Genomic DNA, 21857 nt, shown 5'->3' with positions numbered 1-21857 from the left:
TATTAAGCCAGTACGCTGCGGAGTTCAGCGCTGATGGCAGCCTGATCCAGATCCTGGCCAATCACGACCAGACGTGTCTGCCGAACCTCATCCGCCTTCCAGGCACGATCGAAGTGCTTGTCGAAGCGGGTACCTACCCCTTGCACCAGCAGGCGCATCGGCTTGGCCTTGATGGCGACGAAGCCCTTGATACGCAGGATGCCGTGGCGCTGCACCAGCCCGGTCAATGCGTCCAGCAAGACACTTTCCTCTACCTCTGGCAGATCGACCGCAAACGAGTCGAATTCGTCATGATCATGCTCCTCATGAGGCTCATGGTCGTGATGCGTCTTTCGCGCGTCGATATGCAGCTCGGCCTCGGCATTCAGCCCCAGCAGGACAGACAACGGCAGCTGCCCATTGCTCGCTTCGATGATTTTCACGGACGCTGGCAATTCGCTCTCGATCTGGCTACGCACGGCCGCCAGGGCCATTTGCGGCATCTGGTCGACCTTGTTCAGGATGACCAGATCGGCGCTTGCCAGTTGATCCTCGAACAGCTCATGCAGTGGGGACTCGTGATCCAGGTTGGGGTCCAGCTGACGCTGGGCATCGACTTTTTCGGGATAGGCCGCAAACGTACCCAGGGCAACCGCCGGGCTATCCACCACGGTGACAACGGCATCCACGGTGCATGCATTACGGATTTCCGGCCACTGGAAGGCTTGTACGAGCGGCTTGGGCAGCGCCAGGCCAGACGTCTCGATCAGGATGTGGTCGATATCGGCACGTCGGGCCACCAGGTCGCGCATCACCGGAAAGAACTCTTCCTGCACGGTACAGCACAGACAGCCGTTAGCCAGCTCGAATACCCGGCCTGCGGCTTCTTCTTCGGTACATCCGATGCTGCACTGCTTCAGGATTTCACCGTCGATACCCAGCTCACCGAATTCATTCACAATGACGGCGATGCGCCGCCCTTGGGCATTTTCCAGAATATGGCGCAGCAATGTGGTTTTGCCGGCGCCGAGAAAGCCGGTAATGATTGTGACAGGAATCTTGGCCAAGGTTTTCATGAGCTGCCTTATGAAAAAGGGACAGGCAGGCATGACGAAGACGCGCTCATACGCAGTCCAGACGCCACACCGGATCACCCCGCCCGGTTGTCGGAAAGAATACGGCTCACACGTGCAGCCGCATTCTGAAATGTGTTCAAGGCAGGTCTCCTGGCTCACGGCAACGCTTCTCGCCTTCCCGCCCAAGAGCAGTGGCTTCCTGAAAAGCATCGATTAAACAACCGTTTACAGTTGCGGGGGCAGCTGCGGTCTCGCACCGCATTCCCTCTTAGCTTTGGTCATGTGCCAAAGCACCCTGAAGGCGCAAAGGCTACGAGCGACACTCTGGAGTGTCAATCGATGAAGTTGACGCTTCGCCCGTGTTCGTGGTCTGCTTGCGCCTGATTTCAGGTGTCGCCACGCGGTTCGTGGCGGTGAAACGGGAAGCCGGTTCAAGTCCGGCACTGCCCCCGCAACGGTACGTGAGTGTAGATCGATATCCACTGTGCTCGGCTGTAGAGCATGGGAAGGCCGATCTTGCAGGCGTTGGAGCCCCTTGCTCCACCCCCTTCACAAGTCCGGAGACCGGCCTGATTGACGATTGAGCAACCTGCGGTGGGCGGGCGCAGCTGAATGGCGTGGCGCGCAAGCGACCGCGCCTTCGTGCGTTCCCTCATCCTCGCCACACTCCTAGGAGGGAATCCATGAATAGCCAATCCCTGTCTCATGTGCCTACGGCATCCGGCACCCTGACTCAACGCCTGACTGCCGCCGCCCTGGCGTGCGTGTTGGGAGCAGGCCTGGTCTTTCTAGCCGGCTTCTCACACATCGACGCCCTTCATAATGGCGCTCATGACACCCGTCATAGTGAAGGCTTCCCCTGCCATTGAGGCTGTGACATGTACAAACGGATTGCCTTTACAGCCAGCTTTGCCGGACTACTGGCGGCACTGCTCCTGAGCGTGCTGCAGGGTCTTTGGATCACGCCGCTTATCCTGGAAGCCGAAACCTATGAGGTAGCGGGTGAAGCGCACGCGCATGCCGCTGACACGCCTGCTCACCACCATGACGACGAGGCCTGGGCGCCTGAAGACGGCTGGCAACGAACGCTTTCGACACTCGGCGGCAACCTGGTCGTTGCGGTTGGATTCAGCCTGATATTGGCAGGCCTGTTTACGCTACGAGCCCCGCGCCACGCCTGGCATGGCTTGCTTTGGGGCGCTACCGGCTATCTGACCTTTTGTCTTGCGCCCTCCCTGGGGCTGCCACCGGAACTGCCCGGCACCGCAGCGGCTGAACTGACCGCACGGCAAGGCTGGTGGATCGGCACCGCGGCTGCCACAGCCTGCGCCCTGGCCCTGCTATTTTTCACCCGCCATAGGGTGTTGCGTCTGGCCGCATTGGCCCTTTTGGCGCTGCCCCATATAATTGGCGCACCACAACCTGCCGAACAGGCAAGCCTGGCCCCTGAATCCCTGCAGCAACATTTCCAGTTGGCAGCACTTGTTTCCAATACCGTTTTCTGGATTGTGCTGGGCTGGCTGAGCGCCTGGTTCTACACCCGTGATACAGCTGAGAACACCTGATGACTTTAAGTAACAGCGCACCCGCCATTCTCGTCGTGGGGCATGGCACTCGCAGCAGGCCGGGCGTCGAAGAGTTCTTCCGCCTCGCCGAACACCTCAAGAGCCGCTTTCCAGATCGTCTGTGCACCACAGGCTTTCTCGAATTCGCCCGCCCGACCATTGCTGAAGGCCTTAACAAGCTGATCGCAGAAGGTGCTCGTAACATTACCGCCATTCCTGGCATGCTGATGGCCGCCGGCCATGCCAAGAATGATATTCCCAGCGAACTCAACGAGTTCATGGCCGCGAACCCGGAAGTCAAGATCACCTACGGAGTGGAACTGGGCGTCAACGCCAAGATGATGCGCGCTGCACGCGATCGTATCGAGGCGGCCGAAGCGCAGTTTGGCGATGATTACCGTCGCGATGAAACCCTTCTGGTCGTTGTCGGGCGAGGCGCGTCCGATGCTGACGCCAACTCCAACATCACCAAGATCACGCGCTTCCTGTGGGAAGGCATGGGCTTCGCCTGGGCCGAGACCTGCTATTCCGGCGTAACCAAGCCGCTGGTAGCCGACGCGCTGCCTGTCGTGCATCGCCTGGGCTACCGCAATGTCATCGTATTCCCCTACTTCCTTTTCACAGGACGCCTGATCGATCGCATCTATGCAGACGTAGATGCCTATGCCGAGGCGCATCCCGAGGTACGGGTTGTCAAGGCCGGTTATCTCAACGACCATCCCTTGGTCATCGAGGCGTTGGTGGACAAACTCCATGAAACCGAGGAAGGCACTGGCAACATGAACTGCCAGCTTTGCCATTACCGCGAGCAGATCATCGGCTTCGAAGACCGTGTCGGTGCTCCCCAGTTCGGACACCACCACCATGTGCGCGGTATTGGCACCGATGCCGATCATGACCACCACCATCATCACCATCATGGTCATCACCACCATGATCATGAACATGGCCACAGTCATGATCATGCTCTGTCACCTGCCCAGGCAGCGCCGCTCAAAGGTGTTCAGAAACTGACCCCGGCGGATTGATTGCATGCCCTTCGATTATCAGCGCGACCCGGAGGCCATCGAGCGTCAGTCCTTTGAACAGATCAGGACATTGACCGACCTCAGCCGCTTTGACCCTGACCAGGCGCAGATTGCCATGCGCCTGGTACACACCTGTGGCGAACCGGAGATTGTGGAAGCGCTGCACTTCAGCCCACATGCCATGGAAGCCGGTCTTGCCGCCGTGGAGGCGCAGGCCTCTATCCTCTGTGATGTCGAAATGGTCAGGCACGGCCTGACCCGACGCCTGTTCGGTGAACGTCCCTTATGCTTTCTGAATGACGAGCGCGTCCCGGCACTGGCAAAAGCAACGGGTGAAACGCGCAGCATGGTGGCGCTGTCGCTGTGGGAGCCCTATCTGCCCGGCAGCATTGTAGTCATTGGCAACGCCCCGACAGCCCTGTTCAGACTGCTTGAGCACTTGGAATCGGGTGGCCCCAGGCCCGCCCTTGTCATCGGGATGCCGGTTGGATTCATTGGTGCAGCAGAATCCAAGGATGCGCTCATGGCTCATGGGCAAGCACTCGGCATCGAGTGGATAGCACTCAGTGGCCGACGGGGCGGCAGCGCGTTGGCCGCCGCTACGCTCAATGCACTGGCACGTGTGCAGCAAGGGATACGCTGGTGAGCGAACGAACCTGGAATGGCCCTACGCTGGAGGTCATCGGCCTTGGGCTCGCAGGCGAAGCCCTTTCGGCCGAAGCGCGGCAGGCACTGGACTCGGCTGAACTGGTTATTGGTGCACCGCGTCATTTCGAAGCGCTTGAGCAGCAAGGCCTCAATGTTCCTCGCCGAGCCCATTTCCCTAACCCGTTTTCAGCGCTCTGGTCGCTTCTGGCAGAGCACTCCGGCCAGCGCATCGTCCTGCTTGCCTCTGGCGACCCGCTTTTTTATGGCCTTGGCGGACATCTGCGCAAGCACCTCACCGCTGAAAAGCTTCGCTTTTATCCGGCAGTGTCCAGTATCCAGGCCGCCTTTGCCCGGATCGGCCAACCCTGGCAAGAGGCTGAAGTGGTCAGCCTGCATGGTCGTCCCCTTTCCAGTCTGCGCGCCGCCCTGAAGGTCAACCGCTGGTTTGCAACGCTCACCGATGCCCACAGCCATCCTGCCGCGATCGCAGACGAGCTGGTTGCCGGAGGCTTTGGTGATTCCACCGTTTGGGTAGCAGAAAACCTGGGTACCCATGAGGAACGTGTGTCCACTCATACGGCCAGCCTTCTCAGTGAGTCGACTGAAGTCTTTTCTCCCTTGAACGTCGTGATCTTCAGGACTCAAGGTGCAGGTGGCGTACTGCCTGAATTCCCGGGCATCACCGACGCCGCGTTCAGCACAGACGGTGACGAGGCCGGCAGAGGTCTGCTGACCAAGCGCGAGGTACGGCTGTGTGTTCTTTCGCTGCTTGAGCCCCGTGCAGGTGATATCGGCTGGGATATTGGTGCAGGGTGTGGTGGCGTAGCGGTGGAATGGGCCCGATGGAACCCCTATGGGCAGGTTCAGGCCCTGGAGTATCACGCCGAGCGACTCACCCATCTTGCTACGAACCGTGACCGCTTCGGCGTCGTCAAGAATCTGCATATTCATGAAGGCCGTGCGCCTGAGCATATCGCTAAACTGCCATCGCCGACCGTCGTATTTGTAGGCGGTGGCGGCCGTGATCTGGCTGCGATTCTTGAAGCATGCTGGGCTCGACTCCCGTCAGGAGGACGCCTGATTGCCAGTGCCGTCACCGAGGATGCGCGTATGGCTTTGCATGGCTTTTCACAAATTGAGCCTGCCCAGGACGACGAATGGATCCAGTTGGCCGTTTCCAGAGGCGACCGTCTCGCCGGTCAACGCCTCATGCGCCCGCACCTGCCTGTACTTCTTTTCAAGCGAATCAAACCATGACTGGTACACTTTATGGCATCGGTGTCGGCCCCGGCGACCCCGAACTGCTTACCTTCAAGGCTGCCCGCCTGATCCGGCAGTGTCCGGTAGTAGCCTATATTGCCAATCAGCAAGGTGCCTCCCAGGCGCGGGTCATCGCCCAGGAACATCTGATCGATCAGCTGGAGCTGCCTATCTACATGCCGTTCGAGCGTCAGCGCGATGCGGCGCTCTCTGTCTATGATCAAGCTGCTGCCGATATTGCCCACCGGCTTGAGCATGGACAGGACGTGGCGGTTCTATGCGAAGGCGATCCTCTACTGTTCGGCAGCTTCATCTATCTACATGATCGGCTGGGCGAGCGGTTTCCCTGTCAGATTGTGCCGGGCATCAGTTCGATCATGGCCGCCGCCGCTGCAGCGCGTCACCCGCTGACGCGACTCGAACAAAGCCTGCGCATCCTGCCCGCTACTGCCGGCCCGGAGCGGCTGGCCAGCGCCCTGCATGAGCCCGGACCGCTCGTGATCATGAAACCCGGCCGCCAGTATGGTGAAATCCTGCGCTTGCTGCGACGTACCGGACGTGACGCTGATAGCGTTTATGTCGAATACGCCAGCCGTGACACACAGCGGATCATTCGATGCCATGAAGCGATGCCTGATGGAGAACAAGGCCCCTACTTTGCCTTGTTCCTAATCGGGGCACAGCCATGCTGACCATCGTCAGTCTGACGGATGCCGGTGCTGCGCTCGCTCAACGCTTGCAGTTACTGGATCGAAGTGCCGAGTGGCTGCATCGTCCTCAGCCTTTTATCGAAACCGTACAGCAACGCTTCCAGGCCGGACATCGGCTGGCATTGATCTGCGCCAGCGGTATCGCCGTACGCACCCTGGCGCCAGTGTTGCAAGACAAGTACCGCGACCCGCCGGTGCTGGTGTTGGATGAAGCCGGTCGGTTCATCATTCCCCTGCTGTCCGGCCATGAAGGCGGCGCCAACGCCTGGGCGCAGGAATGGTCGGAGCAGCTGCAGGCTCAATGCGTTATCACCAGTGCCCGGCGCTACACCCGTCCTCTCTACATTGCTGGCCTGGGATGCGAGCGAGGTTGCCCGGAATCAGTTCTGCATACACTGATGACAGAAACCCTGGCTGCCCATTCGCTGACCGTAGCCGACATCAATGGCTTCGCCAGCATCGCATTGAAACACGACGAAGTCGGCATGCTGGCATTGGCTGAAACATTAAATGTACCTATTCGGTTTTTCGAAACCGACACGCTCAACCGGTACGAAAACCAGCTCACTCAACGCTCCGCTATCGTTTTTCGCGAAACGGGCTGCTATGGCGTGGCAGAGGCAGCGGCCCTTGCAATGGCCGAGCAGGTAACGGGCGGTCCGGCCGAGCTGATCATTCCCAAACACAAGAACGCCCGTGCGACCTTTGCTCTTGCACGCGCCTATCAGGATCCTTCATGACTGGACGTTTAGTTATCATCGGTACCGGCCCAGGCGGGCTGGAGCACTTGAGCCCCGCTGCCAGCCGCGCGCTGGAAGGCGCTACAGACCTGGTTGCCTACCCGCTCTACGTCGACCTGCTCGGCGAGATCGTGGCCGGCAAGGCACGTCACGATAGCCCGCTGGGTGATGAAATCGGCCGTGCCCGCCGCTCCCTGGAGCTGGCCGCCGAAGGCCGAAGCGTGGCGCTGATTTCCAGCGGAGATGCAGGCATCTATGCCATGGCGACTCTGGTGTTCGAGCTACTGGAGCACGAGGCGCTGCCCGCCTGGCACGAGGTGGAGATTGCCGTAGTGCCCGGCATTTCAGCCCTGCAAGCCTGCGCCAGCCGTGTGGGCGCCCCACTTGCCCACGATTTCTGCACCATCTCGCTTTCAGACTTGCTCACTCCTTGGGAAACCATCGAGACACGCATCCGTGCGGCAGGCCTGGGAGATTTTGTGGTGGCCTTCTACAACCCGGTCTCCCAAAAGCGTACCTGGCAGTTGGCACGTGCCCGTGAGCTGTTACTGGAAAAACGCCCAGCAGACACGCCTGTCATTATCGGTCGCAACGTCACCCGGGCAACAGAGCAGATCACTATCACTACACTAGGCGAACTGGACCCAGCTCAGGTCGATATGCTGACTATTGTGCTGGTGGGCAACAGCGAAACCCGCCGAGTTGGCCAATGGGTATACACGCCCCGCGGCTATGCTAAAAAACTGGGAGCCGATGCATGACGGTTTATTTCATCGGCGCCGGTCCTGGCGACCCCGAGCTGATCACCATCAAAGGCCAGCGACTGATTCACAGCTGCCCGGTCATTCTCTATGCAGGCTCCCTGGTCCCTGAGGCTGTTCTCCAAGGCAACACAGCCGAACAGGTCATCAATACTGCCGAGCTTCATCTGGCGGAAATCATGACGCTGATCGAAGCTGCCCACGCCAAGGGCCAGGATGTAGCACGCGTGCATTCAGGCGACCCGTCACTCTATGGCGCAATTGGCGAACAGATTCGCCGTTTACGTGAGCTGGACATTCCGTTCGAAGTGATACCGGGCGTCACAGCCACGTCTGCTTGCGCTGCCTTGCTCGGTACAGAACTGACGCTCCCGGATATCTCTCAAACCATTATTCTCACGCGCTATGCAGGCAAGACAACTATGCCCGAGGGTGAGCAACTGCCGGACCTTGCTAGGCATGGCGCAACCCTTGCCATACACCTGGGAATCAACCGACTGCACAAGATTGTCGAGGACCTGATCCCGCACTATGGCGCCGATTGCCCGGTGGCTGTGGTGCACCGAGCTACCTGGCCGGATCAGGACTGGGTAATGGGTACGCTGGAAGACATCCTGGCTAAAGTTCGGGCCAAAGGCTTCCACCGCACGGCGCTGATTCTTGTCGGGCGCGTGCTGGCACCAGATGATTTTTCCGAATCCTTTCTTTACCGGGAGGACAAGGCTCATGTATATCGTCCGGCATACAAGCGTCGCAAAAAAGCCAGCGAGGAGCCGCCTGCATGAGACCGTTCACCTGCCCGTTCGTCCATTCCAAACCTGACGCACTCATGTCAGTGGTGGGCTGAAGGACGACTCAACGCCCATGCGCGAGGAATCTCCCGAGCGTAAAGGTCCGCTGCGCAGCGGCTTTACAACAGGCAGCTGCGCCACGGCCACAAGCCTGGCAGCGGCACGCCTGCTCTTGCGTGGCGAAACCTGTGATGCCTTGACCATTGATCTGCCCAAGGGCGGGAAAACCCTTCTGCTTCGTATCGAGCATTGCGAGCGTAGTGCTATGGGTGCCACCGCCTCGATCATCAAGGATGCTGGAGATGACCCGGACGTTACCCATGGCGCACGGGTTTTCGCTCAGGTCGAGCTGACAGCCGAGCCCGGTATTACCTTTCTAGCAGGTCCTGGTGTTGGCACAGTAACCCGACCAGGTCTGGTACTGGAGGTTGGTGAACCCGCGATCAACCCGGTACCCCGGCAGATGATGCGCCACCATCTGGAGCGGCTCGCCCTTGAGGCTGGCTACCCTGGCGGGTTCCAAGTGACTATCGGCGTTGAAAGCGGTGAGGTATTGGCGCAAAAGACCATGAATGCCCGCCTGGGCATCCTGGGAGGGCTGTCGATTCTGGGTACCAGCGGCATCGTTCGTCCCTTTTCCTGTGCAGCCTATATCGCCTCAATTCAGCAGGCTATTGATGTTGCCCGCGCCAATGGAGAGTCTCACTTGGCTGCGTGTACCGGCAATGCCAGCGAGGCGGCCATGCGGACCCACTTCGGCCTGCCTGAAATTGCCTTGATCGAGATGGGAGATTTTGTCGGCGCGGTCTTAAAACATACCAAGCGCGTTCCAGTGCCACGATTGTCTCTCTGTGGCGGTTTTGGCAAGATCAGCAAATTGGCAGCCGGACACATGGATCTCCACAGCCGTAGCTCCAGCATAGACCTGCCCTGGCTGGCTGAGCAGGCGGCAGCTCTCGGCGCAGGCGCCACCTTGCAAGCGGCTATTGCTTCCTGCACTACCAGTCAACAGGCGCTCAAGCTTTCCCATGAGGCCGGTTTCCTCCTGGCTGACCATATCTGCCGACTCGCTCGTAATGTGGCGCTCAGTAAACTGCCCGCTGCCACGGCACTGGACGTTTTTGCCATCGACCGCGCCGGCAATCTGATGGGAAGCGCGTCTTGAAGAAAATTCTGCTGCTGGGCGGCACTCGCGAAGGTCTGCGCCTTGCCTATCAGCTTCCCGCTGATGCCATCTATAGCCTGGCTGGCCTGGGTCAGATACCTGATGACTTACCCTGCCGCTGCCACGTAGGTGGCTTTGGCGGTATCGATGGGCTAGTTCGTTTCATTCATGAACAACGAATTGATTTGCTGCTCGATCTGACCCATCCGTACGCTGAACAGATCAGCCGACATGCTCAGAAAGCCGCTAGACAAACAGGTATCCCATACTGGGTGCTGCATCGTCCGGCCTGGCATCCTTGCGCGAGTGATAACTGGCGGGAATGGCATCACTGGCCCGATCTGACGGCCCAGCTTTATCCCTTTGCCCGCGTCCTGATGGCGCTCGGACGAGAGCCGCTAACCCATATCGATGAGATACCCCCTCACCAGCATTGGTGGGTTCGCTGCCTGGTCACTCCGGAGCAGACTCGTTCCAACGTTACGCTCCTGAGCGCACGAGGACCATTCCAGATAGAAGACGAATACACCTTGTTGAAAGATCAAGAGATCGAGGTGATTGTATGCAAGAACAGCGGCAGCAGCGCCACCGAGGCTAAACTGATCGCTGCGCGCGACTTGAAAATCCCTGTCCTGATGCGTGCTCGCCCCCCATTGCCACAGGCGGACCAGACATTTACTGCAATCGATTCCCTGATGACGGCGCTAGGCCTACGCCGGTAGTCAGGACTGAGCAATATCTGCATCGGCAACAGGCGCGTCTTCGCCTCGGGCCCGTACATGAATCGCTGCAAAGGGCTCGTTCTGTACCAATTCGATCAGCGATTCCTTTACCAACTCCAAGATAGCCATGAATGTCACCACCACACCTAAACGGCCTTCTTCGACGGTAAACAAGGCAATAAAGGGTACGAACTGTCCCCCCTTGAGGCGTTCGAGCACATCGCTCATGCGCTCACGAGTCGATAAGACTTCCCGTGACACCTGATGGCTCTCGAAGAGATCCGCCCGCCGCATAACCTCACTCATGGCCAGCATCAGCTCGTTCAGCCCCACATCCGGCAGGAGTTTGCGCGCCTTGGCGTCAGGTGCCGGTAAAGTGGGTACGGTAATGTCACGCCCTACCCGAGGCAAAGTATCTATATCCTCAGCAGCTTTTTTGAAGCGCTCGTACTCCTGCAACCGGCGAATCAATTCAGCTCGAGGGTCATCCTCTTCCTCTTCCTCCTCCGAAGAGCGAGGCAGCAACATGCGCGACTTGATCTCCGCCAGCATGGCTGCCATGACCAGATACTCTGCAGCAAGCTCCAGACGAACCGATTTCATGAGTTCGACATAACCCATGTACTGCCGGGTGATCTCAGCCACTGGAATATCGAGAATATCGATATTCTGTTTGCGGATCAGGTAAAGCAGCAGGTCAAGCGGTCCCTCAAAGGCTTCGAGGAAGACCTCCAGCGCATCTGGCGGGATATACAAGTCCTGTGGCAGCTCGGTAAAAGCCTGCCCGTAAACCAGCGGTACTGCCGCCTCTATGCGTGCCGAAGGCTCGTTCACGTCAGGACTGCCTGGCTCGCTCATGCACGCTCACGCTCAAACGGCTCTGGATCACCAGCACCAACACGTAGAACTTCCGGCTCGCTGTCGGTCAGGCTGACCACCGTAGAGGGCTCAAGTCCCCCCATTCCACCATCAATGATCAGGTCAACGAGATGGTCCAGCTGGTCTCTCATCTCATAAGGGTCGGATAGCGACTCTTTCTCGCCGGGCATGATAAGGCTGACACTCATCAGCGGCTCCCCCAGCTCTTCCAGAAGCGCCTGAGTGATGGGATGCTCGGGCACCCGCACACCAATGGTACGTCGCTTGGGATGCAGCAGAATGCGTGGCACCTCACGGGTGGCGTTGAGAATAAAGGTATAAGGTCCTGGCGTATGCGCCTTGATCAGTCGAAAGGTGCTCGTGTCGACCTTGGCATACAAACCAAGCTCGGAAAGATCGCGGCATACCAGAGTGAAGTTGTGCTTGTCGTCCAGCTGGCGAATTCGCCGGATGCGTTCTACGGCATTTTTCTCACCGATCCGACAGCCCAATGCATAAGACGAGTCGGTGGGATAGGCGATCACGCCGCCGCTTTGAATGATATCCACGGCTTGACGGATCAGCCTCGGCTGGGGATTTTGCGGATGTATCTCGATGTACTGGCTCACGTTGGCTCCTGACTGGCTGGGTAGATGGCATGGCCGAATCGTGCCCACAGCGGAGGCAGGTCTTCAGGGACCGGACGGTACATGCCCAGGTCAGACCAGTCACTCGGTGTATGGAAATCACTTCCGGCACTAACCATCAGACCGAACTCACGCGCCAGAATTGCCAACATGCCAACCTGTTCGGCTGGCTGGACCCCATTGACCACTTCCAGGGCATGCCCGCCGGCCATGATGAAGTCACCGATCAGCTTGCGCCGTTTAGTCCGTGTAAAGTCATAAGCCAATGGATGAGCCAGACTGATCCACGCCTTGGCCGCACGCAGGGTTGTGACTGTTTCCTCCAGGGTCGGCCAGTGCTGCTTGACATCACCGATCTTGCCTCCGCCCAGCCATTTGCGGAATGCTTCGCCCCTGTCCTTCACATAGCCTGCCTGCACTAGAAACTCAGCGAAATGAGGGCGGGAAGGCGCATTACGGCTATCACCCAGCGCCTGCTGAATAGCCTGAGCGCCTTCAAGCGCCCCCGGCATGCCCTTGGCAGCCAAACGTCGATCAATTTCTTCGGCCCGCGCCCAACGCCCCGTGTAAAGGGCCTCCAGTGCCTGCTTCAGGTCTGGAGAGTCACTGTCAAAGCCGTAGCCCAATACATGGATGGTTGCGCCGCCCCAGGTACAGGAGAGCTCAACGCCTGTCAGTAACGTCAATCCCAGCTTATCGGCCGTCTGTCGCGCCTCGGCAAATCCTTCCAGGGTGTCATGATCGGTCAGGGCCAGTAACCGAACGCCCCGCTCATAGGCGCGTGCAACCACCTCGGCCGGGGCCAGTGTCCCATCGGAAGCCGTACTGTGGCAGTGCAGATCGACACGCATCCTGGTTCCTCGTCTTGATTCGTCTGTTATTATGCCCGGATGTCTTGGCTCCGGCTGCTTAAATGAAACAACTTATCGATTTCATCCCCCTGCTTCTGTTCTTCATCGTCTTCAAGCTTGAACCTCGAACCGTCGAGTTCGCAGGTCATGCCTTCTCACTGGGCGGCATCTTTAGTGCAACAGCGGTTCTGATCATTGCGTCAGTCATCGTCTATGGCATCCTTTTCATCCAGCAGCGACGTCTGGAGAAAGGCCAATGGCTGACGCTGGTGGCCTGTCTGGTGTTTGGTGGCATGACCCTGGCGTTCCACAGCGAAACTTTCCTGAAATGGAAAGCGCCTGTGGTCAACTGGCTGTTTGCCCTGGCCTTCATCGGCAGTCATTTCATTGGTGACAAACCGCTGATCGAACGGATGCTGGGCCATGCCATGACCCTGCCCCATGCGATCTGGGTACGCCTCAACATTGCCTGGATCATCTTCTTCTTGGTCTGCGGCTTTGCCAATTTGTTCGTTGCCTTTACGTTCGAGAGCATCTGGGTGGACTTCAAGGTGTTTGGCAGCCTGGGCATGACGCTGCTCTTCATGATTGGTCAGGGCATTTACCTGTCCAAGCATCTGCATGACAGCGACTCCAAGAAATCCTAGAACCGCTGAAGTCTTCATACAGCTGCCGGCCTGTCATACGTCGGTAGCCTGCTTCCGGTTTCCGACGAGCCTAACGTAATGAGCCAAATTCTTCTGATCGATGACGATCGTGAGCTTTGCGATCTGCTAAGTGCCTGGTTGCAGCAGGAAGGATTCGAAGTGCGCGCCAGCCACGATGGCGTGACTGCACGCCAGGAACTGGCTGCCCACACCCCTTCTGCAGTAGTACTGGACGTCATGCTGCCTGATGGAAGTGGTCTGGAGCTGCTCAAGCAGCTACGCAGCGACTACCCCGAGCTACCTGTCGTGATGCTGTCCGGCCGTGGCGAACCCCTGGATCGCATCCTGGGCCTGGAGCTGGGCGCGGATGACTATCTGGCCAAACCCTGCGACCCGCGAGAGCTGACTGCGCGCCTGCGCGCCGTTCTACGCCGCAGCCACCCGGCGCAGCCTGCAGCCCGTTTACAGCTGGGCGATCTGTCATTGAGCGTTGCCCGAGGCGTCGCTAACATCGGCGAGCACGAGGTCAACCTGACACTTACCGAGAGCCGCATTCTGGAAGCCCTACTTCGCCAACCCAGTGACCCTCTGGATAAACAGGCTCTGGCCCAGATTGCCCTGGGACGTAAGCTTACGCTTTACGATCGCAGCCTCGATATGCATGTCAGCAATCTGCGCAAGAAACTGGGTGCCCATGCGGATGGCAGACCCCGCATCATGGCTATTAGAGGCCGCGGCTATTATTACAGTGAATAGGCGGCACGGTACTGACACAGTTTACTGACTGCGTATTTACCCAAGCTTTACCTTGATTGACGGCGCCTGACCTTGTCTCCGCTAAAGTGGACTCATCCGGTCGATACCGGCTCTCAAAAAGGAGAACCTTATGCGCAAGATGATTCCCGCCCTGCTGTTCGCTTCCCTGCTGCCTACTTTATCTTTTGCAGCGCCTGCGCCAGCCGATGACATGCCGCCATCCCCGCCCGGCATGCATATGGACGGTCCCAAGGGACATCGCGACATGATGGGCGGCCCGTTCCGGGAACTTGATCTGACGCCTGAGCAGCACCGTACTATCGGTAAGCTGATGGGTCAGGAGATGCACGATCGCCAGGACATCATTCACAAGTACCTGGACAAGTTGCCAGAAAAAGAGCGCCAGGCCATGAAGGATGAGCTCAAGGCCAACCGCGAAAAGACGCAGAAGACCATTCGCGATCAGCTCACGCCTGATCAGCGCAAAAAGTTCGACGAGCTGGCCAAGAAGCAGGAACAGCGCAAAGCGGAATGGGCTGAATTCCAGCAGTGGAAGAAAGAACACAAATCCAATTGATGCCTAAAACTGCCCAGCCCAGCTGGGCAGTTTTCCATCCAAACCAGGGTTCCACATGGTATTGAGAACATTGTTCTGGCGAATATTCGGTACCTTCTGGCTGGCAATCCTGTCGGCAGTCGGCCTGACCATGCTCCTGGGGCATATTCTCGATCAGGATTCCTGGATCCTTTCCCGCCATCCCGGTCTTCAACAACTGCCCGCCAAGTGGGTCGAGCGCTACGAGCATGAAGGCGAGGATGCAGCCCAACGACTGCTTGAGCACCGTAAGCGCCGCTTTGGCGTCGACATACAGGTACTGGGCGAGAACGGGACGCCACTGGTGCCCGGCACCCTCCCCCCGCATGTCATGGAAATGGAAAAACGCGGCCCCAGAAGACCGCCGCCCTGGCGCCGGATTACTACGGAATATACCAGCAGCGAAAGCGGGCGCAGTTACCTGTTCATTTACCATATCCCACTGCCCGAGCTGAATGCCTGGCGGCGCGATTCAGTGCTCTTCCCTATCAGTGTATTGGTCATTGCCTTTGTGGTTCTGACGCTGTTCAGTCTGCTATTAACGCTGGCGATTACCCGACCCTTGAACCGCCTGCGCAGCGCTGTGCATGATCTGGGACGTACGGCCTATCAGCAGGACAGCCTTGCCAAGCTTTCTCGGCGAAGAGACGAGTTTGGCGTACTGGCGCAGGACTTCAACCGAATGGGCGACCGCCTGCAAAGTCTCATAGTCAGCCAGCGTCAACTGCTTCGAGACGTCTCTCACGAGTTACGCTCGCCTCTTGCCCGACTTCGCATTGCCCTTGCGCTGGCCGAGCGCGCGACCCCTGAAGATCGCGCCGCCATGTGGCCCAGGCTGGAACAGGAATGCAATCGTCTGGAAACGCTGATCGGTGAGATCCTGGCGCTGGCCCGCCTGGACGGCGAATCTGGCGACAGGGCAGACATCCCTCTGAATGCACTCATCGAACACCTGTGCGATGACGCTCAGCTGACCGCACCCGAGCAGCGGATCGAGGTAAATGTACCCGCTACCCTGATGCTGCACGGATGGCCTGACCTGCTCGAACGCGCCATCGATAACCTGATCCGTAATGCACTGCGCTTCAATCCACCTGAAACGCCTCTGGAAATTACAGCCCACCAGACCGGGGGAACACTGACTATCGCAGTGCGTGATCACGGAACAGGGGTGGCGAATGAAGACCTACCACGGTTGGGCGAACCCTTCTATCGTGCGGCCAACCAGACGAGTCAGGGTTACGGCCTGGGCCTGGCCATCGCTCGGCGCGCGGTCGAGCGACATGGGGGAAAGCTCGTGTTCGCCAACCATCCCGAGGGTGGGTTCGTCGCCACACTGGAGCTTCCCGCAAGCCTGATTACACCGGCCAAGTCTTGACGAATTGCTTCGTTTCCAACGCTACCGGCTTGCGCGGAGTAACGTCCGGCGTCCCCAGGTAAATGAAACCGACGATTTCCTCGTGAGCACCAATGCCCAGCCCTTCGCGTACGACAGGATCATGCGTAAGATCACCGGAGCGCCATATAGCGCCTAACCCCATGGCATAAGCCGCCAGTTCCAGAGCGTGAGCGGCACATCCTGCTGCCAGGATCTGCTCCTGCGCAGGTACTTTAGGGTGCTCTTGAATGCAGGCCACAGCCACCACCAGCAAAGGCGCACGCATAGGCATGTTGCGCGCCTTGGCCAAGGCTTCGGGCGGGCTCTCTGGGCGTTGAGCCAGAACCGCCCTTGAAAACAACTCGCCCAGCGCCTGGCGCCCTTCCCCCTGAATCGTCAGGAAGCGCCAAGGGCGCAACTGCTTATGATCGGGCGCCCTTAACGCGGCAGCAAAGAGGGTTTCCAATTGCTCTGCCGTAGGGGCGGGCTCGGTCAAGCGAGCAACGGAAACGCGGTTGAGCAGCACATCGAGTGCATCCATGAACACCTCTTTTCATCAAAACGATCGTTGTTGTACAGACCGGCTGAATTGTGCCATTACTCCATGCCAAACTTCTGCTCATCGGTAACAAGTAAAGACTTTGGACGAGAATAACGACCTCAGATAAGATCGCGCTCGCCAGCGACGCTATTCTGGCACAGCTCTTTGCAAGACTTTTGAGGGTTACTATGGCATCACTTCTTCTTCCAGATGGTTCGATTCTATGAAGTTTCTGACCCATCGACACGCCAACAGCCCATCCGAGTACCTAGGCGAATACTATTCTCGCGCATTGGCCTACCTTGCCCTGGCAGCCACCATTGCCGCAGGCGCCTATGCCCACCACTTCGCATACAACATTTTGTGGCTGGTGCCTTACACGCTGCTGTATCCCCATGTGGCTCAACAGGTCAGCATACGCTTCCGCCGCAACCGCAACCAGGAAACCGACCTGATCCTGCTGTTCATCGATTCGGTGCATGCGGGTATCAGCATTCTGCTGCTGGGCTTTTCGCTGGTACCCAGCTTCATGGTCCTGCTGCTACTGACGTTTACCTCCCTGTTGATGGGAGGGGGCCGCTATGCTGCTATTGCATTGCTGACAGCCTTCAGCGCTCTACTGGCGACCAGTGCGGTCGCGCTGGAGCACATCGAACCGCACACACCGCTTCTGGTTACCTTTGTCAGTATCGTAGGCACCAGTCTGCACCTCTGCATGACAGCGTACTTCATGTATGAACAGCGACTTCGCCTGCGTCAGGCGCAGGAAGAGCTCAAGCTTGAACATGAAAAAGCTGCGAACCTGGCCCACAATCTTTCTAAATACCTGCCTTCTCAAGTATGGGAGTCGATCTTTACCGGTAAAAAGAACGTCATCCTGGAGACCCAGCGTAAAAAGCTCACCGTGTTCTTTTCCGACATCAAAGGGTTTACGGAGCTGTCCGAAGAGCTTGAAGCCGAAGCGCTGACGGACATGCTCAACAACTACCTCAACGAGATGTCGAAAATTGCCATCAAGTACGGTGGTACGATCGACAAATTCGTAGGGGACTGCGTCATGGTGTTCTTTGGTGATCCCAATACCCAAGGCGCGAAGAAGGACGCGGTTGCAGCGGTATCCATGGCCATCGCCATGCGCAAGCACATGAAAGTTCTCAGGCAGCAGTGGCGTAGCCAGGGCATTACCAAGCCTCTGGAAATCCGCATGGGCCTCAATACGGGTTACTGCACGGTCGGTAACTTCGGTGCCAGCACACGGATGGACTACACGATCATCGGCCGTGAAGTAAACCTTGCCAGCCGGCTTGAAAGTGCGGCCGATGCCGGGGAAATTCTGATCAGCCATGAGACCTACTCGTTGATCAAGGACGTCATCATGTGCCGGGATAAAAGCCAGATCAGCGTAAAGGGCTTCAGCCGTCCGGTTCAGATCTATCAGGTTGTGGACTTCCGCCGTGATCTGGGCGCTTCACCCAGTTACATGGAGCATGAAGCCCCAGGCTTTTCCATGTACCTGGATACCAATAGCATCCAGAATTATGACAAGGAAAAAGTCATCCAGGCCTTGCAGCAGGCTGCTGAAAAGCTGCGAGACAAAGTCATTCTCTGACTCAGGGGCAGCGCATTGCTGCCCCTCCTCCTTTCCTACCGACTGATTCGGTACACCACCTCATCAAGCCGGATCACCCCCTGCCGGGCGAATTTGGCGTTTTCCGCCAGTACATCATTGCGCTCCAGACAGGTCAGCCCCCAAGCAGAGCCATACAAGGCATGGAGTTCGTGCTCCGACACTGAAAACGGTGGGCCCGCGCGCTGGTCCTGGTCATATTCAAGAGTTACGAGGAGTCCTTTCGCCTTGGCTGGCATAAGCCTGCCCATTTGCTTAACGTAAGAAGGCCTCATGTTTTCCGGCAAGGCAATCAAGGCTGCTCGGTCATAGAAGCCAGCGCATGCCGCCACTTGCTCTGCGCCTACCTTGAAGAAATCACCTTGCACAATTTCATAAGGTCCCGCCTTGTAGAGCACCAGATCACCGCGCTTTTCCTGCATAGGACCCAGCCCCTGCTCGGCAAAGAATGACTCGACCGCCACCTGGGAGAGTTCAATGCCCACGACCTGATAGCCCTGCTCTGCCAGCCAGACCATATCCAGTGTTTTTCCACAAAGCGGAACCAGTACACGCGACCGGGCAGCTAGCTCCAGTGACGCCCAGTTTCGTGTGAGATAAGCACTGACTTCAGGCACGTGAAAACCGATCTCGTTGCGCTCCCACTTGGATATCCAGAATGCTGCTTCCACATGACCTCCTTGCTGATAACTAGACAGTAGGCATCCAACACCCGCAAACAAAAAGCCCCGGCACAAGGCCAGGGCTTTTTGCAGATCACACTGCTTAGTCTTCGCGATAACGACGCAGACGCAGCGGCTTGCCACCTACACGCGTATCTTTCAGACGATTCAGCAGCCCTTCGAGTCCCTCTTCCGGCAACTCGATCAGGCTGAAGGATTCACGGATCTGAATACGACCAATCGCCTCGCGTTGAACGCCACCCTCATTAAGGATAGCACCCAGCAGGTTTTTGGCAGCGATGCCATCACGTGCACCAAGGGCTGTACGGCAACGTACGCGACCCTCCGGCAGTGGCGCCATCGGACGACGATCACGTGGCTCGCCACGCTCACTGCGACCACCACTGCTCTGACGCTCGCCACGATCGGAGCGAGGCGCCGGTGTCAGCGGCTGCTCACGGCGAACCGTGTCGATATCCAGCGCACGGCCAGCAGTCAGCTTGGCCAATACCGCAGCGGCCAATGTTGTCGGATCACACTGCAGACGCTCGCACAGTTCGTCACGCAGCGCACCGCGGTTTTCTTCTGCGTCCGCGAGTAGCGCACCCAGACTGTCCGCCAGGCGGGAAATGCGGGCTTCCAGTACCGCTTCGGCATCAGGCAGGCGAATCTCGCCAACCTTCTGACCTGTTACACGCTCGATGACCTGCAGCATGCGACGCTCACGCGGCGTTACCAGCAGCAGCGCACGACCTTCACGACCGGCACGACCTGTACGACCGATACGGTGTACGTAGGACTCTGGGTCATAGGGCATGTCGATGTTCAGTACGTGCGTGATACGAGACACGTCCAGACCCCGCGCAGCAACATCTGTTGCAACCACGATGTCCAGCGATCCGTCCTTGAGCGACTCGATCACTTTTTCTCGCTGAGCCTGGGGCATGTCACCGTTCAAGGCACTGACGCGATAGCCTTGACGCTCGAGCATTTCAGCCATGTCCAGCGTGGCTTGCTTGGTACGCACGAAAGCAATCAGGGCATCGAAGTTTTCCACTTCCAGCAGACGCAGCACGGAGGCTGGCTTCTGATCAGCGTGAACCATCAGGTGAGCCTGTTCGATACGGGCAACTGTCTGGGTCTTGGCTGCAATGCGGATGTGCTTGGGCTCTTTCAGATGACGCTCGGCGATCGCACGGATCGACGGCGGCAGCGTAGCGGAGAACAGCACGGTCTGACGCGACTCAGGCATCGCTTCGAAAATGAATTCGAGATCGTCCATGAAGCCCAGCTTGAGCATTTCATCCGCCTCGTCGAGTACAAGACGTCCAACAGTGGACAGTATCTTGTCATCCCGACGAAGGTGATCACACAGGCGGCCTGGCGTAGCAACCAGAACCTGAGCGCCCAAACGCAGCGTGCGCAGTTGTGGGCCCATGGGCGCGCCACCGTATAAGGCAACGACCTTAACGCCCGGCATTTCTGTTGAGTAGGTTTCGCAGGCTGTTGCCACTTGCAGGGCCAGCTCACGGGTTGGCACCAATATCAGGACCTGTGGCTCACGGCGAGCAGGGTCGATACGGGACAGCAACGGAAGCGCAAAAGCGGCTGTCTTGCCAGTACCCGTTTGAGCCTGGCCGATCATGTCGTGGCCAGCCAGAATGACTGGAATCGACTGGGCCTGAATAGGAGAAGGTTCTTCGTAGCCAACGGACTTGATTGCCGCCAGTACGTTAGGATTAAGATCGAGAGCGGCGAAACCGCCGATTTCCTGGGTCATTGTCTTGCCTCTGTACATCGCAAAGACCCAAGACCTAGTGCTGCTAATTTCCGATAGACCGAAGTCACCCAGGCAGACGAGGTGAGGATTTGCGAATGAGTAAATTACGTGGTGTTACATCTGGAATAGTTCGCACTGCAAGGCTATGGCCGGTGCGAACCGGGAAAATGCAGTTCCTGAACGGAAAGGTCTGAAAAGACCGAGGCGTATCATACCGGAAAACTCAGGATTAGCCCAGCCTTTCTCAAAAATGCTTTCAAGGCTAAGCATTTAGCTCGCCGGACGAATCAGATCGACCAGATGGCCCAGTGAGTAACCAGTCTTCTCCTCCATGGCACCGACACGTACCGACAGTCCGCTCCGGTCCAGGGTTTGCTCGAAGCTGGCCGGCACCAGAATGATGACATTGCCCTCAGGCACCGGGCACTCCCAATAGTGGTGCCTGAACATGCCGCGCAGGAATGCAGATCCCAGGGGCTTGTCGTCGGTACTGCTCCACTGATTGATGATGAGCCAGCCACCAGGATTGAGGCGGCTCTGGCAGCCTGTCAGAAACCCCCATGCCAAGTGAGCGGCTGAGGGGCCTACATCCGTATAGAGGTCGACGAAAATCAGATCGGCTGACTCGCAGCTGTCCAACAGATCCATCGCATCGCCAATACGGATATGCAGGCGCGGATCGTCACCAAGACCGAAATACTGTCGAGCCAGCGGCGGTACCGCTTCGCGCAGCTCGATTGCCTCGACATCCTGCAATGGCAGATGATCAAGGCAGGCACGCGTCAGTGTTCCGGCACCCAAGCCCATGAATACCGCCCGCCGTGGTTCAGGATGGCAAAGCGCGCCCATCAGCATGGCCCGGCCATACTCATATTCCAGCCAGCCGGGATTGGCAGTCGATACGCAACTCTGCTCGATTTCGTCTCCAAACTCGAGAAAGCGGTATTCCCCTGCTTCCACGACTCGAATACGACCATATTCGTCGTGTACTTCCGCCAGTAACCGCTCCTGAGTATCCATGTCGACTCCTTTATACAGAGCACACCATCTTAGGCAGACTGATATAGCAC

At 58.1% G+C, this 21857-nt stretch carries 24 protein-coding genes and 2 riboswitches; of the genes, 16 read left to right on the top strand and 8 right to left on the bottom strand.

Annotation, left to right across the window (positions count from 1 at the left end; all coding sequences use genetic code 11):
• Positions 1-2: 2 nt before the first annotated feature.
• Positions 3-1055, bottom strand: coding sequence for a cobalamin biosynthesis protein CobW (gene cobW, locus AC4LF3_RS08630; protein ID WP_019365050.1), 1053 nt, complete (start codon positions 1053-1055; stop codon positions 3-5).
• A gap of 123 nt (positions 1056-1178) precedes the next feature.
• Positions 1179-1368, bottom strand: a riboswitch (cobalamin riboswitch).
• 58 nt (positions 1369-1426) lie between these two features.
• Positions 1427-1642, top strand: a riboswitch (cobalamin riboswitch).
• A 96-nt stretch (positions 1643-1738) separates the two neighbouring features.
• On the opposite strand from cobW, the gene AC4LF3_RS08625 reads away from it, so the two are divergent.
• The 11 genes from AC4LF3_RS08625 to AC4LF3_RS08575 all read left to right on the top strand — a co-directional run bounded on the left by AC4LF3_RS08625 (position 1739) and on the right by AC4LF3_RS08575 (position 10445).
• The gene (locus tag AC4LF3_RS08625) at positions 1739-1924 is read left to right on the top strand and encodes a CbtB domain-containing protein (RefSeq protein WP_019365051.1); all 186 of its coding nucleotides are present in this window, start codon (positions 1739-1741) and stop codon (positions 1922-1924) included.
• Positions 1925-1933: 9 nt separating this feature from the next.
• The gene (locus AC4LF3_RS08620) at positions 1934-2620 is read left to right on the top strand and encodes a CbtA family protein (RefSeq protein ID WP_491835098.1); all 687 of its coding nucleotides are present in this window, start codon (positions 1934-1936) and stop codon (positions 2618-2620) included.
• Positions 2620-3648, top strand: coding sequence for a sirohydrochlorin chelatase (locus AC4LF3_RS08615; RefSeq protein ID WP_313548366.1), 1029 nt, complete (start codon positions 2620-2622; stop codon positions 3646-3648). The genes AC4LF3_RS08620 and AC4LF3_RS08615 overlap by 1 nt, the downstream gene beginning before the upstream one ends.
• A 4-nt stretch (positions 3649-3652) precedes the next feature.
• Positions 3653-4294, top strand: coding sequence for a precorrin-8X methylmutase (locus AC4LF3_RS08610; protein ID WP_150347560.1), 642 nt, complete (start codon positions 3653-3655; stop codon positions 4292-4294).
• Positions 4291-5553, top strand: a complete 1263-nt coding sequence (cbiE, locus tag AC4LF3_RS08605; RefSeq protein ID WP_219652013.1) for a precorrin-6y C5,15-methyltransferase (decarboxylating) subunit CbiE — start codon at positions 4291-4293, stop codon at positions 5551-5553. Before AC4LF3_RS08610 ends, cbiE begins: the two co-directional genes overlap by 4 nt.
• Positions 5550-6248 carry a precorrin-2 C(20)-methyltransferase gene (gene cobI, locus AC4LF3_RS08600; protein WP_010798046.1) on the top strand — a complete coding sequence of 233 codons (699 nt, stop codon included), beginning with the start codon at positions 5550-5552 and terminating at the stop codon, positions 6246-6248. Before cbiE ends, cobI begins: the two co-directional genes overlap by 4 nt.
• On the top strand, positions 6242-7006 hold the full coding sequence (locus AC4LF3_RS08595; protein ID WP_434136081.1) for a cobalamin biosynthesis protein: 765 nt from the start codon (positions 6242-6244) through the stop codon (positions 7004-7006). The genes cobI and AC4LF3_RS08595 overlap by 7 nt, the downstream gene beginning before the upstream one ends.
• Complete coding sequence (gene cobJ, locus AC4LF3_RS08590) at positions 7003-7767, top strand: precorrin-3B C(17)-methyltransferase (protein ID WP_125887982.1); 765 nt, start codon at positions 7003-7005, stop codon at positions 7765-7767. Before AC4LF3_RS08595 ends, cobJ begins: the two co-directional genes overlap by 4 nt.
• Positions 7764-8552, top strand: coding sequence for a precorrin-4 C(11)-methyltransferase (cobM, locus tag AC4LF3_RS08585; RefSeq protein ID WP_286788677.1), 789 nt, complete (start codon positions 7764-7766; stop codon positions 8550-8552). The genes cobJ and cobM overlap by 4 nt, the downstream gene beginning before the upstream one ends.
• Before the next feature lie 79 nt (positions 8553-8631).
• Complete coding sequence (locus AC4LF3_RS08580; protein WP_491835097.1) at positions 8632-9723, top strand: cobalt-precorrin-5B (C(1))-methyltransferase; 1092 nt, start codon at positions 8632-8634, stop codon at positions 9721-9723.
• Entirely contained in the window at positions 9720-10445 is a 726-nt protein-coding gene (locus AC4LF3_RS08575) for a cobalt-precorrin-6A reductase (RefSeq protein ID WP_491835096.1), read from the top strand. Before AC4LF3_RS08580 ends, AC4LF3_RS08575 begins: the two co-directional genes overlap by 4 nt.
• On the opposite strand, the gene AC4LF3_RS08570 is transcribed toward AC4LF3_RS08575, so the two are convergent.
• The 3 genes from AC4LF3_RS08570 to AC4LF3_RS08560 are packed head-to-tail and all read right to left on the bottom strand — an operon-like array spanning position 10446 to position 12801.
• Positions 10446-11303, bottom strand: coding sequence for a segregation and condensation protein A (locus AC4LF3_RS08570; RefSeq protein ID WP_491835095.1), 858 nt, complete (start codon positions 11301-11303; stop codon positions 10446-10448).
• Entirely contained in the window at positions 11300-11932 is a 633-nt protein-coding gene (locus tag AC4LF3_RS08565; RefSeq protein ID WP_010798039.1) for an L-threonylcarbamoyladenylate synthase, read from the bottom strand. The genes AC4LF3_RS08570 and AC4LF3_RS08565 overlap by 4 nt, the downstream gene beginning before the upstream one ends.
• A complete protein-coding gene (locus AC4LF3_RS08560; protein WP_010798038.1) occupies positions 11929-12801 on the bottom strand; it encodes a PHP domain-containing protein in 873 nt (290 codons plus the stop codon). Before AC4LF3_RS08560 ends, AC4LF3_RS08565 begins: the two co-directional genes overlap by 4 nt.
• Positions 12802-12863: 62 nt before the next feature.
• Between AC4LF3_RS08560 and AC4LF3_RS08555 the strand changes: the two genes are divergently transcribed.
• The 4 genes from AC4LF3_RS08555 to AC4LF3_RS08540 all read left to right on the top strand — a co-directional run bounded on the left by AC4LF3_RS08555 (position 12864) and on the right by AC4LF3_RS08540 (position 16177).
• Entirely contained in the window at positions 12864-13448 is a 585-nt protein-coding gene (locus tag AC4LF3_RS08555) for a septation protein A (protein WP_150347566.1), read from the top strand.
• A 78-nt stretch (positions 13449-13526) separates the two neighbouring features.
• Positions 13527-14204, top strand: a complete 678-nt coding sequence (locus tag AC4LF3_RS08550; protein WP_010798036.1) for a response regulator transcription factor — start codon at positions 13527-13529, stop codon at positions 14202-14204.
• Positions 14205-14334: 130 nt separating this feature from the next.
• Positions 14335-14781, top strand: coding sequence for a Spy/CpxP family protein refolding chaperone (locus AC4LF3_RS08545; protein WP_150347567.1), 447 nt, complete (start codon positions 14335-14337; stop codon positions 14779-14781).
• Between the two features lie 61 nt (positions 14782-14842).
• Positions 14843-16177, top strand: coding sequence for a HAMP domain-containing sensor histidine kinase (locus tag AC4LF3_RS08540; RefSeq protein ID WP_037030878.1), 1335 nt, complete (start codon positions 14843-14845; stop codon positions 16175-16177).
• On the opposite strand, the gene AC4LF3_RS08535 is transcribed toward AC4LF3_RS08540, so the two are convergent.
• Entirely contained in the window at positions 16158-16718 is a 561-nt protein-coding gene (locus tag AC4LF3_RS08535) for an NAD(P)H nitroreductase (protein ID WP_010798033.1), read from the bottom strand. The genes AC4LF3_RS08540 and AC4LF3_RS08535 overlap by 20 nt on opposite strands.
• Before the next feature lie 223 nt (positions 16719-16941).
• On the opposite strand from AC4LF3_RS08535, the gene AC4LF3_RS08530 reads away from it, so the two are divergent.
• A complete protein-coding gene (locus AC4LF3_RS08530; RefSeq protein ID WP_010798032.1) occupies positions 16942-18327 on the top strand; it encodes an adenylate/guanylate cyclase domain-containing protein in 1386 nt (461 codons plus the stop codon).
• Positions 18328-18362: 35 nt separating this feature from the next.
• Here the strand turns inward: AC4LF3_RS08530 and AC4LF3_RS08525 are convergent, their stop codons facing one another.
• From AC4LF3_RS08525 to AC4LF3_RS08515, 3 genes are all read right to left on the bottom strand, one after another.
• A complete protein-coding gene (locus AC4LF3_RS08525; RefSeq protein WP_491835094.1) occupies positions 18363-19016 on the bottom strand; it encodes a thiopurine S-methyltransferase in 654 nt (217 codons plus the stop codon).
• A 94-nt stretch (positions 19017-19110) separates the two neighbouring features.
• Complete coding sequence (locus AC4LF3_RS08520; protein WP_010798030.1) at positions 19111-20787, bottom strand: DEAD/DEAH box helicase; 1677 nt, start codon at positions 20785-20787, stop codon at positions 19111-19113.
• Between the two features lie 270 nt (positions 20788-21057).
• Positions 21058-21807, bottom strand: coding sequence for a spermidine synthase (locus tag AC4LF3_RS08515; RefSeq protein WP_491835093.1), 750 nt, complete (start codon positions 21805-21807; stop codon positions 21058-21060).
• Positions 21808-21857 lie beyond the last annotated feature (50 nt).

Source organism: Pseudomonas sp. C2.3V (assembly GCF_058536325.1).
This window is presented reverse-complemented; position numbering and strand designations above follow the sequence as displayed.